The organism is Variovorax saccharolyticus (assembly GCF_030316765.1).
Taxonomy (GTDB): Bacteria; Pseudomonadota; Gammaproteobacteria; order Burkholderiales; family Burkholderiaceae_C; genus Variovorax; species Variovorax saccharolyticus.
Window position 1 is genome coordinate 838,120 of the sequence record NZ_JASZYT010000001.1, and the last position, 14,722, is coordinate 852,841.

The 14,722-nt window shown below is 69.6% G+C and carries 18 protein-coding genes and 1 tRNA gene; 12 read left to right on the plus strand and 7 right to left on the minus strand.

Going from position 1 to position 14,722, the window contains the following annotated elements; genetic code table 11:
- Window positions 1-11: 11 nt before the first annotated feature.
- From tilS to QTI45_RS04185, 8 genes are all read left to right on the plus strand, one after another.
- The gene (tilS, locus tag QTI45_RS04150; protein WP_286653579.1) at window positions 12-965 is read left to right on the plus strand and encodes a tRNA lysidine(34) synthetase TilS; all 954 of its coding nucleotides are present in this window, start codon (window positions 12-14) and stop codon (window positions 963-965) included.
- A gap of 69 nt (window positions 966-1,034) precedes the next feature.
- On the plus strand, window positions 1,035-2,303 hold the full coding sequence (locus QTI45_RS04155; RefSeq protein ID WP_286367490.1) for an aspartate kinase: 1,269 nt from the start codon (window positions 1,035-1,037) through the stop codon (window positions 2,301-2,303).
- Between the two features lie 22 nt (window positions 2,304-2,325).
- A tRNA-Ser gene (locus QTI45_RS04160) sits at window positions 2,326-2,418 on the plus strand.
- A gap of 170 nt (window positions 2,419-2,588) precedes the next feature.
- Window positions 2,589-3,146, plus strand: coding sequence for a cytochrome b (locus tag QTI45_RS04165; RefSeq protein WP_286653580.1), 558 nt, complete (start codon window positions 2,589-2,591; stop codon window positions 3,144-3,146).
- Window positions 3,143-3,703: a YceI family protein gene (locus QTI45_RS04170; RefSeq protein WP_286653581.1), complete on the plus strand. Its 561-nt coding sequence runs from the start codon at window positions 3,143-3,145 to the stop codon at window positions 3,701-3,703. Before QTI45_RS04165 ends, QTI45_RS04170 begins: the two co-directional genes overlap by 4 nt.
- A complete protein-coding gene (locus tag QTI45_RS04175) occupies window positions 3,700-4,440 on the plus strand; it encodes a YceI family protein (RefSeq protein ID WP_286653582.1) in 741 nt (246 codons plus the stop codon). The genes QTI45_RS04170 and QTI45_RS04175 overlap by 4 nt, the downstream gene beginning before the upstream one ends.
- A gap of 5 nt (window positions 4,441-4,445) precedes the next feature.
- Window positions 4,446-5,027: an SRPBCC family protein gene (locus QTI45_RS04180; protein WP_286653583.1), complete on the plus strand. Its 582-nt coding sequence runs from the start codon at window positions 4,446-4,448 to the stop codon at window positions 5,025-5,027.
- A gap of 33 nt (window positions 5,028-5,060) precedes the next feature.
- Entirely contained in the window at window positions 5,061-5,228 is a 168-nt protein-coding gene (locus QTI45_RS04185) for a hypothetical protein (protein ID WP_286367495.1), read from the plus strand.
- Between the two features lie 25 nt (window positions 5,229-5,253).
- Here QTI45_RS04185 and QTI45_RS04190 read toward each other — a convergent pair whose 3' ends face one another.
- The 4 genes from QTI45_RS04190 to QTI45_RS04205 are packed head-to-tail and all read right to left on the minus strand — an operon-like array spanning window position 5,254 to window position 8,600.
- On the minus strand, window positions 5,254-6,060 hold the full coding sequence (locus QTI45_RS04190; protein ID WP_286653584.1) for a PPK2 family polyphosphate kinase: 807 nt from the start codon (window positions 6,058-6,060) through the stop codon (window positions 5,254-5,256).
- Between the two features lie 14 nt (window positions 6,061-6,074).
- The gene (locus QTI45_RS04195; RefSeq protein WP_286367702.1) at window positions 6,075-6,506 is read right to left on the minus strand and encodes an RNA-binding S4 domain-containing protein; all 432 of its coding nucleotides are present in this window, start codon (window positions 6,504-6,506) and stop codon (window positions 6,075-6,077) included.
- A gap of 1 nt (window position 6,507) precedes the next feature.
- Complete coding sequence (locus QTI45_RS04200; protein ID WP_286653585.1) at window positions 6,508-7,923, minus strand: sensor histidine kinase; 1,416 nt, start codon at window positions 7,921-7,923, stop codon at window positions 6,508-6,510.
- The gene (locus QTI45_RS04205) at window positions 7,920-8,600 is read right to left on the minus strand and encodes a response regulator transcription factor (RefSeq protein ID WP_286367498.1); all 681 of its coding nucleotides are present in this window, start codon (window positions 8,598-8,600) and stop codon (window positions 7,920-7,922) included. Before QTI45_RS04205 ends, QTI45_RS04200 begins: the two co-directional genes overlap by 4 nt.
- A gap of 111 nt (window positions 8,601-8,711) precedes the next feature.
- On the opposite strand from QTI45_RS04205, the gene QTI45_RS04210 reads away from it, so the two are divergent.
- From QTI45_RS04210 to QTI45_RS04220, 3 genes are all read left to right on the plus strand, one after another.
- A complete protein-coding gene (locus tag QTI45_RS04210) occupies window positions 8,712-9,671 on the plus strand; it encodes a Bug family tripartite tricarboxylate transporter substrate binding protein (protein ID WP_286367499.1) in 960 nt (319 codons plus the stop codon).
- Between the two features lie 79 nt (window positions 9,672-9,750).
- Window positions 9,751-10,284 (plus strand): tripartite tricarboxylate transporter TctB family protein, encoded by a 534-nt coding sequence (locus QTI45_RS04215; RefSeq protein ID WP_286653586.1) that lies wholly within the window; start codon window positions 9,751-9,753, stop codon window positions 10,282-10,284.
- Window position 10,285: 1 nt separating this feature from the next.
- Window positions 10,286-11,800 (plus strand): tripartite tricarboxylate transporter permease, encoded by a 1,515-nt coding sequence (locus QTI45_RS04220; RefSeq protein ID WP_286367501.1) that lies wholly within the window; start codon window positions 10,286-10,288, stop codon window positions 11,798-11,800.
- Window positions 11,801-11,825: 25 nt separating this feature from the next.
- On the opposite strand, the gene QTI45_RS04225 is transcribed toward QTI45_RS04220, so the two are convergent.
- Complete coding sequence (locus QTI45_RS04225) at window positions 11,826-12,281, minus strand: hypothetical protein (protein WP_286653587.1); 456 nt, start codon at window positions 12,279-12,281, stop codon at window positions 11,826-11,828.
- Between the two features lie 144 nt (window positions 12,282-12,425).
- Between QTI45_RS04225 and QTI45_RS04230 the strand changes: the two genes are divergently transcribed.
- Window positions 12,426-13,130, plus strand: coding sequence for a Crp/Fnr family transcriptional regulator (locus QTI45_RS04230; protein ID WP_286653588.1), 705 nt, complete (start codon window positions 12,426-12,428; stop codon window positions 13,128-13,130).
- A gap of 16 nt (window positions 13,131-13,146) precedes the next feature.
- Here the strand turns inward: QTI45_RS04230 and QTI45_RS04235 are convergent, their stop codons facing one another.
- Together QTI45_RS04235 and QTI45_RS04240 are read right to left on the minus strand one after the other, a co-directional pair.
- Complete coding sequence (locus QTI45_RS04235) at window positions 13,147-13,803, minus strand: trimeric intracellular cation channel family protein (RefSeq protein WP_286653589.1); 657 nt, start codon at window positions 13,801-13,803, stop codon at window positions 13,147-13,149.
- 6 nt (window positions 13,804-13,809) lie between these two features.
- Window positions 13,810-14,694, minus strand: a complete 885-nt coding sequence (locus QTI45_RS04240; RefSeq protein WP_286653590.1) for a copper chaperone PCu(A)C domain-containing protein — start codon at window positions 14,692-14,694, stop codon at window positions 13,810-13,812.
- Between the last annotated feature and the right edge of the window lie 28 nt (window positions 14,695-14,722).

Genomic DNA, 14,722 nt, shown 5'->3' on the forward strand with positions numbered 1-14,722 from the left:
GCGCCGGAAGCATGGAAAATCCGGCGGCCCAGGCCCTTGCGTCCTGGGCGGAGGCTCCGTTGCCGCTGGCCATCGCCTACAGCGGCGGCGCCGACTCGACCGCGCTGCTGCATGCGGCCGCTGCCCGCTGGCCGGGGCGGGTGCACGCGCTGCACGTGCACCACGGGCTGCAGCAGGCGGCCGATGGCTTCGAAGCCCACTGCGTCGCTGCCTGCGCAGCGCTCGGCGTCCCCTTGCATTCGGGCCGTGTCGATGCCCGTCATGCGGCCGGCGAGAGTCCCGAGGATGCCGCCCGCCGGGCCCGTTACGCCACCCTGGCGACGCTGGCGTTGGCCCAGGGCCTGCGGCACGTGGCGCTGGCGCAGCACGCCGACGATCAGGTCGAGACCATGCTGATCGCGCTCAGCCGCGGTGCCGGACTCGACGGCCTGGCCGGGATGCCGCGCCAGATCGCGCGCCACGGCGTGAGCTTCCATCGCCCGCTGCTGGAAGTGCATGCCGAGGCGCTGCGCGCCTGGCTGGCCGCGGCTGGCGTGGCCCATGTCGACGATCCGACCAATGCCGAACTGCGCTACACCCGCAACCGCATCCGCGGGCAGGTGCTGCCGGCGCTCGGGCTGGCGCTGCCGCAGTTCCGTGAGACCTTCGCCCGCTCGGCGCGCAATGCGGCCCGGGCCTCGGCCCTCTTGGCCGAGGTCGCCGCGGCGGATCTTGCGGCAGCCGGCTCGCCGCCGGCGCTGGCGGTCCTGCGCGCGCTGTCGCCGGAGCGGCTCGCGAACGCCTTGCGCCACTGGCTCAAGCGCGACCACGCAGCGGTGCCGAGCGAGGCCCAGTTGCAGGAACTGCTGAACCAGATCGCGGCCTGCGGCACGCGCGGCCACCATATCCGCCTCAAGATCGCGGCCGGAAGGGTCGAGCGCGAGGGCCCGGTGCTGCGTTGGTACAATGCTTCGCCCTTGTCGTAGCCCGCAGCCCAAGCGCTGAATTCGGCCGGCCCTTCGGGCATCCGACTCTTTCTCTTTGACTTTTCACCGATGGCATTGATCGTTCATAAATACGGCGGCACGTCGATGGGCTCTACCGAGCGCATCCGGAATGTCGCCAAACGCGTTGCCAAGTGGGCGCGCGCCGGCCATCAGATGGTCGTGGTCCCGAGCGCCATGAGCGGCGAGACCAATCGCCTGCTTGGCCTGGCCAAGGAACTGGCGCCCGCCAGCCCCGGCGCCGACCACAACCGCGAACTCGACATGCTGGCCTCCACCGGCGAACAGGCTTCGTCCGCCCTGCTGGCGATCGCGCTGCAGGCCGAGGGCCTGCAGGCGGTGAGCTACGCGGGCTGGCAGGTCCAGGTCAAGACCGACAGTGCCTACACCAAGGCGCGCATCGAGAGCATCGACGACGCGCGCGTGCGTGCCGACCTCGACGCCGGCCGCGTGGTGGTCATCACCGGCTTCCAGGGCGTGGACGAGGGCGGCAACATCACCACCCTCGGTCGCGGCGGCAGCGACACCTCGGCGGTGGCGATCGCGGCGGCGCTGAAGGCCCATGAGTGCCTGACCTTCACCGACGTCGACGGCGTCTACACCACCGACCCGCGCGTCGAGCCCGACGCCCGCCGGCTGAAGACCGTGAGCTTCGAGGAGATGCTCGAGATGGCGAGCCTGGGCTCCAAGGTGCTGCAGATCCGCTCGGTCGAATTCGCCGGCAAGTACAAGGTGCCGCTGCGCGTGCTGTCCAGCTTCACGCCCTGGGACATCGACATCGAGGAAGAAGCCAAGTCCGGCACCCTCATCACTTTCGAGGAAGACGAAAACATGGAAAAAGCCGTCGTATCCGGCATTGCCTTCAACCGCGACGAGGCCAAGATCTCGGTGCTCGGCGTGCCCGACAAGCCGGGTATCGCGTACCACATCCTCGGTGCGGTGGCCGACGCCAACATCGAGGTCGACGTCATCATCCAGAACCTGAGCAAGGACGGCCGCACCGACTTCAGCTTCACGGTGCACCGCAACGACTACGCCCGCGCGGTCGATCTGCTCAAGGCCAAGGTGCTGCCGACGCTGGGCGCGGCCGACATCGTCGGCGACACCAAGATCTGCAAGGTCAGCATCGTCGGCATCGGCATGCGCAGCCACGTCGGCGTGGCGAGCAAGATGTTCCGCGTGCTGAGCGAAGAGGGCATCAACATCCAGATGATCTCGACCAGCGAGATCAAGACCTCGGTCGTGATCGACGAGAAATACATGGAGCTCGCGGTCCGGGCGTTGCACAAAGCCTTCGATCTGGACCAACCCGAGAGCTGAACGTGGCATAATCGACGGCTCAGGAACTGTGACCGAGTGGCCGAAGGTGCTCCCCTGCTAAGGGAGTATGGGGTGTAGAGCCTCATCGAGGGTTCGAATCCCTCCGGTTCCGCCAGACATCGTCCAAGACGATCCCGAAAAGCCCCGACGCTGACTCAGCGCCGGGGCTTTTTCTTTGGGAGCGCCTCCATAATCGCCTTGCGAACCCCGGGCCGATGCCGGTCCGGCCAGGCACCGCCCAGGGTGTCGGGTGGGGAGCCAGGAGGGCGCCACAGCGCGATCCGGATGCGTGCATCGAACATTGAACCGGCATGGAACGGCGTCTCGAAGTTCCTGCACTGGCTGGTTGCGCTGCTGATCTTCACGCAGTTCGCGCTCGGCTGGCTGGCCGCGACCTGGCGGTTGTCGCCGACCAAGCTCGAGCTCTTCGTCTGGCACAAGTCGGTCGGCATGGTGGTGCTGGGGCTCGTCGTCCTGCGGCTCGCATGGCGGCTGGCCACCCGCGCGCCGCCGCTTCCGGCCGGCATGCCGGGCTGGGAGCGGGCCGCGGCTCGCACCAGCCACGTGCTGCTCTACGTCGCCATGCTCGGCATGCCGATCACCGGCTGGGTCGTCAGCTCCGCCTCGGGCGTGCCGTTCCGGGTCTTCCGGCGCATCGCGCTGCCTTCGATCGCGCCGGTCGACAAGCACATCGCCGATGTCGCGTCGCTCGTGCATCTCTGGCTGGGCCTGCTGCTGGCGGCGCTCCTGCTGGTGCACATCGGGGCGGCACTGCGCCACCACTTCATCCAGAGGGACGAGGTGCTGATCCGCATGCTGCCGGCAAGGAGGCTGCCGAAATGAAATGGCCGGCCCGTGTCCTCGTGCTGCTTGCCTCGGCCGCTTTCGGGGTCGTCCACGCGACCGACTGGCGCATGGATCCCTCGGCCAGCCGCCTGGAGTTCATCGCCAGGTTCGAGACCGTGCCGGCGCCGGGTGTGTTCAAGGACTTCGACGTCCGTGCCCGCTTCGACCCGCAGTCGCCCGCCGACGGCCGGCTCGATGTGTTCATCCGGGTGGCCGGTGCGGACATGGCCAGTGCCGACATCAACAAGGCGATCGCCGGGGCCGAGTGGTTCGACGTCGCCAGGTACCCGCAGGCGGAGTTCCGCGCCACCGAGATCGCGCGGGCCGCTCAACGCTTCGTGGCGCGCGGCACCTTGACGCTGAAGGGCGTGCAGCAGCCGGTCGAGGTGCCTTTCGAATGGACCCCGGCCGGCGAGGGCGCGACGATGGTCGGCGAGTTCGTGGTCAAGCGGGCGCCGTTTCGTATCGGCACCGGCGAATGGGCGGCGACCGACGTGATCGGCCCCGATGTGGTGATCAAGTTCCGCGTCCGTCTGCGCAAGGCCGAGCGATGACTGCCAGGCTGCGCCAGCGGCAAGTGGCGGTGCTGCTCGCACTGCTGCTGGCCGGCTGCGCGCAGCCCGGCCGCGAGCCGGCGCCGGCGCCGATCGCCGCCACGGCCCCGGCGACCGAGGCTTCGATGCGACAGTTCTACGAGACGCTTGCGGCGCAGGGGCGTCCGGTCTATCGCGTGGCCGGCGCGCAGTCGCTGGTCGTGATCACGGTGCGGCGCGGCGGTTCGCTCGCGCGCCTGGGCCACGACCACGTGGTGGCCAGCCATGCGGTGCAGGGATGGATCGCGCCGGATGCGGGCCGCGCCGATCTTCGCGCGCCGCTGGCGGAACTCGCGGTCGACGAACCGGCGCTGCGCGACGAGGCCGGCCTGGACACCCGGCCGAGCGCATCCGACATCGCCGCGACGCGCGCCAACCTGCTCGACAAGGTGCTCGATGTGCAGCGCTTTCCCTACGCGCTGATCCGCGTCGCCAGCGCAACCGCCGCGGCGCCCGGCGTGCGCCTGGATGTGGAGCTCACGCTGCGCGGCCTGACCCGGAGCTTCGCGGTGCCGGCGTTGGTGAAGGCTGGCGGCGACACGCTGGAGGTCGGCGGCAGCTTCGAGTTCGACCAGTCGAGTTTCGGCATCGTGCCCTTTTCGATCCTCGGCGGCGCGGTGCAGGTGCAGGACCGGTTGAGCCTGCGCTTCGCGATCCGCGCCTTGCGCGTCGCGCGGCCGGGCGAGCTTGCGGATTGACGCCCATGGCAGGCCGGACCTTCGCGACCCTGGTGGCCATGGCGCTGCTGCTGGCCGGCTGGCCGGGCGCGGGCCGCGAGGCGATGGCCCAGCAGGTCGACATCACTGCTGCGCATCGCGGCGAGCTGATCACCGTCACGGCATCGGCGGAGTTGCAGGTCGATTCGCACACGGTGTGGGATGTGATTTCCGACTACGACCATCTGGCCGAATTCATCCCCTTCATGAGCCGTTCGAAGGTGGTGAAGCGCGAAGGCGACCGGCTGCAGGTCGACATGGCCGGGGAGGTGGTCTTCCTGATCTTCCGGCAACCGGTCGATGCGCGGCTGGAGGTGGTCGAGACGCCGCCGCGGCGCATCGTTGCGCGTGCCGTCAGCGGCAACCTCCGCAGCATGGAAGGGCGCTACGCGGTCGAGCCCTTGCCCTCGGGCCTGGTGCGGCTGTCCTATACGGGCAGCCTGACGCCCGAGTTCCCGGTGCCGCCGGTGCTCGGCGCCGTGTTCGTGAGGATGGTCATCACGCGGCAGTTCAGCGCCATGGTGGCGGAGATCGTGCGCCGCGACGCGGCTGCGCGCGGTGCGCGCTGAGTGCTCGAACCACCTGCCGGGTAACATCCCGCCATGCCCGAACTCACCCTCGAACTCGCCTCCGCCGTCGCCGTGATCTTTGCCGCCATCATGACCGTCGGCTTCGCATGGCGTGAACGCAAGTGGGGCCCGGCGCTCATGATGGTCGGCATCGTGGGCTTCCTGGCGATCATCGCGTACGGGGTGGTGCCGCGGTTCTGACGCCGCAGCCGGGAGCCGCAGCCCGCTATTCGACGATCAGGCCGCTCAGTGCCGGGTCGGCGTCGGGCACCCGCAGCTTCATGCCCTTGAGCGTCTTCACCAGCAAGCGGGCGACCATCAGGTTGCGATGCCGCTTGCTGTCAGCCGGGATCACGTGCCAGGGCGCGTCCTCGGTCGAGGTCGCGACCAGCGCCTTCTCGTAGGCGGCCTGGTAGGCGTCCCACTTCTTGCGGACCTCGAGATCGGCGAGCGAGAACTTCCAGTGCTTGTCGGCCTCGTCGATCCGGGCCTGCAGGCGCACCCGCTGCTCGTTCTTGCTGATGTGGAGCATGCACTTCACGATCACGGTGCCGGTTTCGGTGAGAAGCCGTTCGAAGTCGTTGATGCGCGCATAGCGCCGCCGGGTCTGCTCCTTGTCTATGAAGCCTTCGACCACCGGCACCAGCACGTCTTCGTAGTGGCTGCGGTTCCAGACGGTGATCTCGCCGGCGCGCGGCACCACGGCATGGCAGCGCCACAGGAAGTCGCGGGCCCGCTCTTCCTCGGTCGGGGCCTTGAAGGCCGTGACCTTCACGCCCAAGGGCGAAGTGCGCGAGAACACCCAGCGGATGGTGCCGTCCTTGCCGCTGGTGTCCAGGCCCTGCAGCACCAGCAGCAGCTTGCGCCGGCCCTCGGCATGCAGCAGGTTCTGCAGCTTGTCGAGTTCGATGGCCAGCGTGTCGAGTTCTTCGCGCTGCGAGTCCTCGCCGCCTTCGAGAAAAGGCGTGGCGGCGGGATCGATGCGGTCCAGCCTGAACTTGCTGCCGACGCGGTACTTCGAAAAGCTGGCCATGGTCGGGGGTTCCTTCATTCGTCGTCGTCGGGTGAAAGGGATGCGCTCCAGCGGTTGTCCCAATCGGCGCCGCGCCGGGCGCCGTCGAGTTCGCGCCGGTCGCGCTTGGTCGGCCGGCCCTGCTCGATGGACAGCGCCGGTTCGCTGCCGAGCCGGCGCTGTTCGCGGGCCGCCGCCTGGGCCGCGAGGCTTTCGGCGGTCTCCTCGTAGAGCTGCTGGGCGACCGGGGCCGGGCCGCGCTGGCCGCTGATGCCGCGCACCGACACCACGCGCGACAGGCTGCCGAGCCGCATCGTCACGGTGTCGCCCACCTTGACCTCGCGCGAGGCCTTGGCGATGTCGCCATTGACCTGCACGCGGTTCTTGCCGATCTCGTCGGCGGCCAGCGAGCGCGTCTTGAAGAAGCGCGCGGCCCAGAGCCATTTGTCGATGCGGATGCGGTCCATGTCAGCCATTGTCGCGCGCCAGCGGGATTCGCACGACGGCGTCGAGGCCGGCTGCCTGTACGCCGGATTCCCGGTTCTGAAGCGCAATGCTTCCGCCCAGCGCCAGCACGATCTCCCGGCAGATCGCCAGGCCCAGGCCGGAGCCGCTGCCCACGTCGCCGGCGGCGAAGGGCGCGAACAGGCGCTGGCGCAGTTCGTCGGAGATGCCGGGGCCCGCGTCGCTGACCCGCAGCAGCGCCGCATCGCCGGCCGCCTGCACGCTGACCGTCAACGGTGCGCCGACCGGGCTGTGCTTGATCGCGTTGTGCAGCAGGTTGCGCGTGAGCTCCTGGAGCATCCAGAGGTGGGCGCGCACCCAGACGGGCGCCGGGCTCGTGGAGAGTTCGAAGTCGAGTTCCTTGTCGGCCACCAGCGGCGACAGGTCGAGCGCCACGGCGCGCACCGCCTCGGCGAGGTCCAGCGTGACCGACTCCGGCTGCTGGCGCAGCTGCTCGACCTTGGCCAGCGAGAGCATCTGGTTGGCGAGCGCGGTCGCGCGCTCGACGGTCTCGCTGATCTCGCCCAGCGCCTGGCCGGGCGGCACGTCGCCGCGGCGGGCCGACTGCACCTGCGCCTTGAGCACCGCGAGCGGCGTGCGCAGCTGGTGCGCGCTGTCCCGCACGAAGCGCTTCTGGTGGTCGAGCAGGCGCTGCAGGCGGCCCATGACCTGGGTCGTGGCGTCGATCAGCGGGCGCAGCTCGCGCGGCGCATCGGGGGCGTCGATCGGCGACAGGTCGTCGGCGGCGCGGGCCTGGATCGCTTCGCCGAGCGCGCGCACCGGACGCGTCGCGCGCTGCACCACGATCACGGTGACGGCGGCGATCACGCCCAGCAGCACGAGCTGGCGCCAGAGCGTGTCGACCAGCAGCTTGCGCGCCAGGGTCTCGCGCAGCTCCAGGGTCTCGGCCACCTGGACCACCGCCATGCCGCGGCCGCGGGCGCTGGCGACCGGCTGCAGCAGCACCGCCACGCGCACCGGCATGTCGCGGAACTCGGCATCGTAGAAGTCGACCAGCGCCGCGTAGGGCGGCCGGTCCGGCAGCTTGCCGCGCCAGAAGGGCAGCTCGGCGAAGCCCGACACCATCTCGCCGTCCAGCCCCGAGACCCGGTAGTACATGCGGCTCTGGTTGTCGGCCTCGAAGGCCTCCAGCGCCGAGTAGGGGACCATGGCGCGCAGCAGCGCCGCCTCGTCGTAGCCCTCGACGTCGAGCTGCTCGCCGATGGTCTTGGCCGAGGCCAGCAGGGTGCGGTCGTAGGCGGTGGTGGCGGCCGCGAGACTCTGGCGGTAGAGGCTCACGCTGTTGATGACGATGAACAGCGCGATCGGCGCCAGGATGCCGAGCAGCAGGCGGGCGCGCAGCGAGGCGGCCCGCATCACGCCTCTTCGCGCAGCAGGTAGCCCAGGCCGCGCAGCGTCATCAGCGTGGCGCCGGTGGCCGCGAGCTTCTTGCGCAGCCGGTACACCACGACCTCGACGGCCTCGTACTGCACGTCGGCTTCGCCGGGGAAGACCAGTTCGAACAGCCGCTCCTTGCTGACCGCGTGACCGGGCTTGACCATCAGGGCCTTCAGCAGGGCCAGCTCGCGCGGGGTCAGCTCGAGCACCTCGGCGCGATGGTAGATGGCGCCGCTGTCGGGCTCGTAGCGCAGGCCGCCGACCTCCGGCAGGCGTGGCGCCGCATCGGCGCCCGCGCCCTGGTGGCGCCGCTTCAGGGCCCGGATGCGGGCCTCGAGTTCGTCGAGGTCGAAGGGCTTGGGCAGGTAGTCGTCGGCACCGGCATTCAGTCCCACGATGCGGTCGCCGACGGTGCCGCGAGCGGTCAGCAGGAGCACCGGCGTGCGCAGCCCCGCGGCCCGGGCCTGGGCCAGCACCTGAAGGCCGTCGAGGCCGGGCAGGCTCAGGTCGAGCGCGACCACGTCGGGTTCGAGCGCTTGCCACTGGGCCAGCGCCTGGGCGCCGTCGCCGCAGATACGGACGTCGATCTGGCGCCGCCCGAGCGTGCGCTGCAGGGTGGTTTGCATCGACGGGTCGTCTTCGACTAGCAGCAGCTTCATGGCGCGATTTTCGGTGTTTACCCCAAGGCAGTGGACAGCCAACTGACAGCGGGGCGGCGCATCATAGCGGCGTCAGCTGCCACCCGGCTGCCCACATCCAAGGAGACATGCATGCGTCGCGATACCTTTCTGAAGTCCCTGGCCGCATTGGCCGCCACCGGAGCCCTGCCGTTGTCGGCCTGGGCCGCACCCAACGTCAAGATGATGATCCCCGCCAATCCCGGCGGCGGCTGGGACACGACCGGGCGGGCGCTGGGCAAGGCGCTGACCGACGGCAAGCTGGCCGACACCGTCACCTATGACAACAAGGGCGGCGCTGCCGGCGCGCTGGGCCTGGCCCAGTTCGTCAACGGTTCCAAGGGCGACCCGAACGCGATGATGATCATGGGCGCCGTGATGCTCGGCGGCATCATCACCGGCAAGCCGCCCGTGAGCCTGTCGCAGGCGACGCCGATCGCCCGCATCACGAGCGAATACAACGTCTTCGTGCTGCCCGCGAGTTCGCCCCTGAAGACCATGAAGGACGTGGTCGAGCAACTCAAGAAGGACCCGGGCAGCGTCAAGTGGGGCGGCGGCTCGCGCGGATCCACCGAGCACATCGCGGCGGCCATGATCGCGCAGAAGGTCGGCGTCGATCCGTCGAAGATCAACTACGTCGCCTTCCGGGGCGGCGGCGAGGCGACGGCGGCGATCCTGGGCGGCAACGTCACGGTCGGCGGCAGCGGCTTCAGCGAATTCGCCGAATACATCAATGCCGGCAAGATGCGCGCCATCGCCGTGACTTCGGCCCAGCGGCTGCCGGGCATCAACGTGCCGACGCTGAAGGAGCAGGGCATCGACGTCGAGATCGGCAACTGGCGCGGCGTCTACGGCGCGCCCGGCATCACGCCCGAGCAGCGCAAGGCGCTGACCGACATGGTGCTGGCGGCGCTCAAGACGCCGACCTGGGGCGAGGCCATGAAAAAGAACGACTGGACCCCCGCCGTGCTGTCGGGCGAGGCCTTCGCCAAGTTCGTCGACGACGAGTTCGCGAGCCTGCGCGCGACCATGGTCAAGTCGGGCATGGTGTGAGCGCCTGATTCGCACGGCAACGGGCGCAGGCCGTCGATCGGCCTGCGCCCTTTTTCCTCCCCCAGCGAGGCCCAGAATAATGTCCAACATCGACTCACTCCCTCATTCACCCCCGGCGTCGTGGCCGCAGACGCTGGTCGGCGCCGGGGTTCTCGTCACCGGGCTGGCGCTGGCCTTCGGTGCACTGAGCATCTCGTCCGAGGCCGGCTACGGCGGCGTCGGGCCCAACTTCCTGCCCTGGCTGGTGTCGATCGCGCTGACCGTCTGCGGCGCCTGGATCATCTGGGAAGCGCGCACCGGCGGCTTCCGCGAGATGGACGAGCCCTCGGGCGCGGTCCAGCCCTACTGGGCCGGCTTCGTCTGGGTATCGGCCGGGCTGCTGCTGAACGCGGCGCTGATCACCAGCATCGGCTTCATCCTGAGCTGCACGCTGTGCTATCTGCTCGCGGTGCAGGGGCTGCGCCGCGCCAACGGGCAGGCGGCCGTCAACTCGCCGCGCACCTGGTTCATCGACATCCTGACCGGCCTCTTGATCTCGGCGCCGGTGTTCTGGATGTTCACGAAGTTCCTGGCGATCAACCTGCCGGGCCTGACCAGCACCGGATGGATCTGACATGGAAATCTTCAACGCATTGATGCACGGTTTCGCGCTGGCGATCACGCCCGCGAACCTTCTCTGGTGCCTGGTCGGCTGTGCCCTGGGCACGGCGGTCGGCGTGTTGCCCGGCATCGGCCCGGCGGTGGCGGTGGCGATGCTGCTGCCGATCACCGGCAAGGTCGACGTCACGGCCTCGATGATCTTCTTCTCGGGCATCTACTACGGCGCCATGTACGGCGGCTCGACCACCTCGATCCTGCTCAACACGCCCGGCGAGACCGCCAGCATGGTGACCGCGATGGAGGGCAACAAGATGGCCAAGAGCGGGCGCGCGGGTGCCGCGCTCGCGACCGCGGCGATCGGCTCCTTCGTCGCCGGCACCATCGCCACGGTGGTCGTGACCTTGTTCGCGCCCTTCGTCGCCGAGTTCGCGGTCAAGCTCGGCCCGCCCGAGTATTTCCTGCTCATGCTGCTGGCCTTCACCACCGTGAGCGCGGTGCTCGGCAAGAGCACGCTGCGCGGCATGACGGCGCTGTTCATCGGCCTCGCGGCCGGCTGCATCGGTCTCGACCAGATCTCGGGCCAGGGCCGCTACACCGGCGGCATTCCCGAACTGCTCGACGGCATCGAGATCGTGCTGGTGGCGGTGGGCCTGTTCGCGGTGGCCGAGGTGCTCTATGCCGTGCTCTACGAAGGCCGTGTGGTCGAGGGCCAGAACAAGCTGAGCCGGGTCCACATGACGGCGCGCGACTGGAAGCGCTCGATCCCGGCCTGGCTGCGCGGCACCGCGATCGGCACTCCCTTCGGCTGCATCCCGGCCGGCGGCACCGAGATCCCGACCTTCCTGAGCTACGCCACCGAAAAGAAGCTGGCCAAGGATTCGGATGCCAAGGCCGAGTTCGGCACCAAGGGCGCGATCGAAGGCGTGGCCGGCCCCGAGGCCGCCAACAACGCCACCGTGACCGCGGCACTGATCCCGCTGCTGACGCTGGGCATCCCGACCTCGAACACCACCGCCATCCTGCTCGGTGCCTTCCAGAACTACGGCATCCAGCCCGGGCCGCAGCTGTTCACGACCTCGGCCGCGCTGGTGTGGGCGCTGATCGCCTCGCTCTACATCGGCAACGTGATGCTGCTGGTGCTGAACCTGCCGATGGTGGGCCTGTGGGTGAAGCTGCTCAAGATCCCGAAGCCGCAGCTCTATGCGGGCATCCTGATCTTCGCCACGGTCGGTGCCTACGGCATGCGCCAGAGCGCGTTCGACCTGGTGCTGCTCTACGCCATCGGCGTGCTCGGCGTCGTGATGCGGCGATTCGACTTTCCGACCGCGCCGGTGGTGGTCGGCATGATCCTCGGGCCGCTGGCCGAGGCTCAACTGCGCAATGCGATGTCGATCGGCGAAGGCAGTGCGGCGGTGTTCTTCCAGCGGCCGATGTCGATCGTGCTGGTGATCGTGGTGCTGGCCGTGATGATCCTGCCGCGCGTCGCCAAGCGGCTCGGCGAGCGGCGCGCCGCGGCCTCCATCGTCTGAAGGCCTCCTGCGGCGCGGCAGCGGCTCATTCCGCGGGCGTGCCCGTGTCCACCTGCGCGGTCGTGGTCTGCTTGATGGTCGATCCCTTCAGGCGCTGGACCTCGGCCACGAACGCCGGGCCGTTGCGCATGCGTTCGTAGGCTGCGAACTGGGCGCGGTAGGCCGGGCTCGTCGGATCGAAGCTGTCCCGGTTGGCGAGCTGGCTCATACCCGACTTGATCCAGAGATTTGTGTCGGCAGCAACCTCGGCCCGGCTCATCGCGCCCGGTGCCGTGTCGGCCGGCCCCACGCGCAACTCCTGCGGTGCGCTGGCCATCGTCCGGCTCGCCGAAAAGTCGGCTGCGACGGCCGAGCGGCTGGCGGCACTGGCCGTCGTGGCGATCGGCGCCCCGACCCACAGCTCGGCGGGCACCGTCTGGGCAAATGCGGTGGCGCTAGCCAGGGCGAGGGCGGAGACACCGAGAAGTTGCTTGGCATTCATGATGAAATCTCCCTAGGGGCTTGGATGTGCGGTCGCGGACATCGCGGCCATCACAGGCGTGACTGTGCCGGTCCGGGGCCTCGCGGGCTGTGCGTTTTCGCACGGCTTTTTGCAAACCGTTCGACACGTACGCAGAGGTCTGCCATGACGCTCCAACGTTCCAGCCTCGGCCTGCAGCAGATCGCGCTGCTGCAGGGCCTCCCGGCCGAACGGCTCGACCGGCTCGCGCAGTGCTGCCAATGGCGGAGCCTGCCGGCCGGCATGCCCGTGCTGTTGCGCTCGGAGCGCAAGAGCGACGTCTATTTCCTGGTCTCGGGCGCCTTGCGGGTGACCTCTTACGCGGCCAACGGCCGGCAAGTCACTTTCCGCGACCCGCAGGAGGGCGAGCATTTCGGCGACATCTCGGCCATCGACGGCCAGCCGCGATCGGCCGACGTCGTCACGCTCAAGCCCAGCGTGGTCGCCAGCCTGGACCGCGAGGACTTCCTCGCGCTGCTGCGCGACGAGCCGGTGGTCGCCGAGCGCGTCATGCGGGGGCTGGCGGCGCTGGTGCGGCAGTTGTCGGACCGGGTCATCGACCTCAGCACGCTCGGCGTGCAGAACCGCGTGCATGCCGAACTGCTGCGGCTGGCGCGGCTGGCCGGCGTCGACTTCAACCGGGCGCGGCTGGAGCCGGTGCCGACCCACGCCGAACTCGCCAGCCGCATCGGCACCAATCGCGAGCAGGTGACGCGGGAGCTCAATGCATTGCGCCGCGATGGTTTGCTGGCCAAGGAGGGCAAGGCGCTGCTGGTGCCCGACGTGGCCCGGCTGGCGGCGCTGGTGGCGGAGGTGCGGGGCTTCGACTGAGCCTCGCGGCCGGGGCTCAGTCGCCCGATCTCCAGGCCGGCAGCTTCCAGCCGGTGTGCAGCGCGCCGAGGCGCAGCAAGATCGCGACCGCCGCACCGGCGGTCAATCCGGCCCAGTCGGGCGCCTGCAATGCGTCGACGCCGACGATCACCCAGGCGCCCGCGAAGGAGCAGATCGCGTACGGCTGGTGGTCGCTGAAGGCGCGCGGGATCTCGTTGCAGACGATGTCGCGCAGCACGCCGCCGAACACCGCGGTCATCATGCCCATCAGCACTGCGACGATCGGCGGCATCGAGGCGTCGAGTGCGATCTGCGTGCCGGTGGCGGTGAAGAGGCCCAGGCCCAGTGCGTCGGGCCATTGCATCGCGCGTTCGGTGAGCGCGAAATGGCGGTCGCGCAAGAACAGCATGGCCGCCACGCACAGGGCCAGCAAAAGCCACAGCCAGCCGGCGTGCTCGACCCAGAAGAAGGGCCGGCGGTCGAGCAGCACGTCGCGCAGGGTGCCGCCGCCAAAGGCCGCGAGCCCGGCCACCATGACCACGCCCACCGCGTCGAGGCGCTTGCGTGCCGCCTCGATCAGGCCGGAGATGGCGAAGGCCAGGGTCGCCGCCGCCTCGATCGCGATCTGCGCATTGGAGAGCGACAGGACGTTGGAGAGCGGCAGGCTTTGCATGGCGACTCAGTTGTGCACGTGACCCTGCGATTCCGTCGCGGCGCCGGGCGGTGCCCCGACCGGAACCTGGACCTCGAGCGAACTCTTGGCGCCCCTGGCGTCCTCGAAGCGCAAGGTCATCGGGATGCTGCCGCCCTTGGCGATCGGCTGCTTCAGGTCCATCAGCATCACGTGCATGCCGCTGGGCTTGAGCTCGACGGTCTGGCGCGGCGGCAGCTCGAGGCCGCTGGTGAGCTCGCGCATCTTCATGGTGTCGCCTTCCATCTTCATCTCGTGCACTTCGGCCACGCCGGCCGCCGGGGTGGAGGCGCCCACCAGCCGGGCGCCCGAAGGGGCCGTGAGCTTCATGAAGGCGCCGGTGCCGCTCTGGCCCGGCACGGTCTGGCGCACCCAGGCATCGCGCACATCGACCGCCGCGACGCCGGCCGGCAGCACGTCGAGGCGGGCGGCCGGCGACGCCAGCTTGGCGGTCGAGCCGGCGACCGGCAACTGGGCCCAGTCGGCACTGCCGACGTCGCAGCTCTGCAGCACCTTGAAGTAGAGGGTGCCGGGCTTGTCGGTCAGCTTGCCGCGCACGATGAACTCGGTGCGTTCGGCGGCGGGCAGGGCGCTTTGGGGGGAGTCGGCTTTCCAGGACACCTCGCGCGGCTGGGCGGTCAAGGTCCAGCCCTTGCGCGGCTGGGCCTGGGCCAGCGTGAAGCCCTCGGGCAGCTGGACCCGGATGCCGGTCGTGGCCTTGGCGTCGGTGCAGGCATGCCCGACTCTGAAGGCGGCCTCGTAGTCGCTCCCGGCCGCGGCGCCGCCGGCGGGAAGCGTGACGTGGGCCAGGGCGGCGGTGCTGCAGAGGGCGGCGCAGGCGGCCAGGGATTGGAGGGTGTGGGGGTGGGTCATTGGTGGCTCCTTTAATCAGTTGAGGACA

Excerpts from the sequence above, each read along its gene's own strand:
- tilS (WP_286653579.1), top strand. The coding sequence starts at position 12 with ATGGAAAATCCGGCGGCCCAGGCCCTTGCGTCCTGGGCGGAGGCTCCG.
- QTI45_RS04155 (WP_286367490.1), top strand. The coding sequence starts at position 1,035 with ATGGCATTGATCGTTCATAAATACGGCGGCACGTCGATGGGCTCTACC.
- QTI45_RS04165 (WP_286653580.1), top strand. The coding sequence starts at position 2,589 with ATGCGTGCATCGAACATTGAACCGGCATGGAACGGCGTCTCGAAGTTC.
- QTI45_RS04170 (WP_286653581.1), top strand. The coding sequence starts at position 3,143 with ATGAAATGGCCGGCCCGTGTCCTCGTGCTGCTTGCCTCGGCCGCTTTC.
- QTI45_RS04175 (WP_286653582.1), top strand. The coding sequence starts at position 3,700 with ATGACTGCCAGGCTGCGCCAGCGGCAAGTGGCGGTGCTGCTCGCACTG.
- QTI45_RS04180 (WP_286653583.1), top strand. The coding sequence starts at position 4,446 with ATGGCAGGCCGGACCTTCGCGACCCTGGTGGCCATGGCGCTGCTGCTG.
- QTI45_RS04185 (WP_286367495.1), top strand. The coding sequence starts at position 5,061 with ATGCCCGAACTCACCCTCGAACTCGCCTCCGCCGTCGCCGTGATCTTT.
- QTI45_RS04190 (WP_286653584.1), bottom strand. The coding sequence starts at position 6,060 with ATGGCCAGCTTTTCGAAGTACCGCGTCGGCAGCAAGTTCAGGCTGGAC.
- QTI45_RS04195 (WP_286367702.1), bottom strand. The coding sequence starts at position 6,506 with ATGGACCGCATCCGCATCGACAAATGGCTCTGGGCCGCGCGCTTCTTC.
- QTI45_RS04205 (WP_286367498.1), bottom strand. The coding sequence starts at position 8,600 with ATGAAGCTGCTGCTAGTCGAAGACGACCCGTCGATGCAAACCACCCTG.
- QTI45_RS04210 (WP_286367499.1), top strand. The coding sequence starts at position 8,712 with ATGCGTCGCGATACCTTTCTGAAGTCCCTGGCCGCATTGGCCGCCACC.
- QTI45_RS04215 (WP_286653586.1), top strand. The coding sequence starts at position 9,751 with ATGTCCAACATCGACTCACTCCCTCATTCACCCCCGGCGTCGTGGCCG.
- QTI45_RS04220 (WP_286367501.1), top strand. The coding sequence starts at position 10,286 with ATGGAAATCTTCAACGCATTGATGCACGGTTTCGCGCTGGCGATCACG.
- QTI45_RS04225 (WP_286653587.1), bottom strand. The coding sequence starts at position 12,281 with ATGAATGCCAAGCAACTTCTCGGTGTCTCCGCCCTCGCCCTGGCTAGC.
- QTI45_RS04230 (WP_286653588.1), top strand. The coding sequence starts at position 12,426 with ATGACGCTCCAACGTTCCAGCCTCGGCCTGCAGCAGATCGCGCTGCTG.
- QTI45_RS04235 (WP_286653589.1), bottom strand. The coding sequence starts at position 13,803 with ATGCAAAGCCTGCCGCTCTCCAACGTCCTGTCGCTCTCCAATGCGCAG.
- QTI45_RS04240 (WP_286653590.1), bottom strand. The coding sequence starts at position 14,694 with ATGACCCACCCCCACACCCTCCAATCCCTGGCCGCCTGCGCCGCCCTC.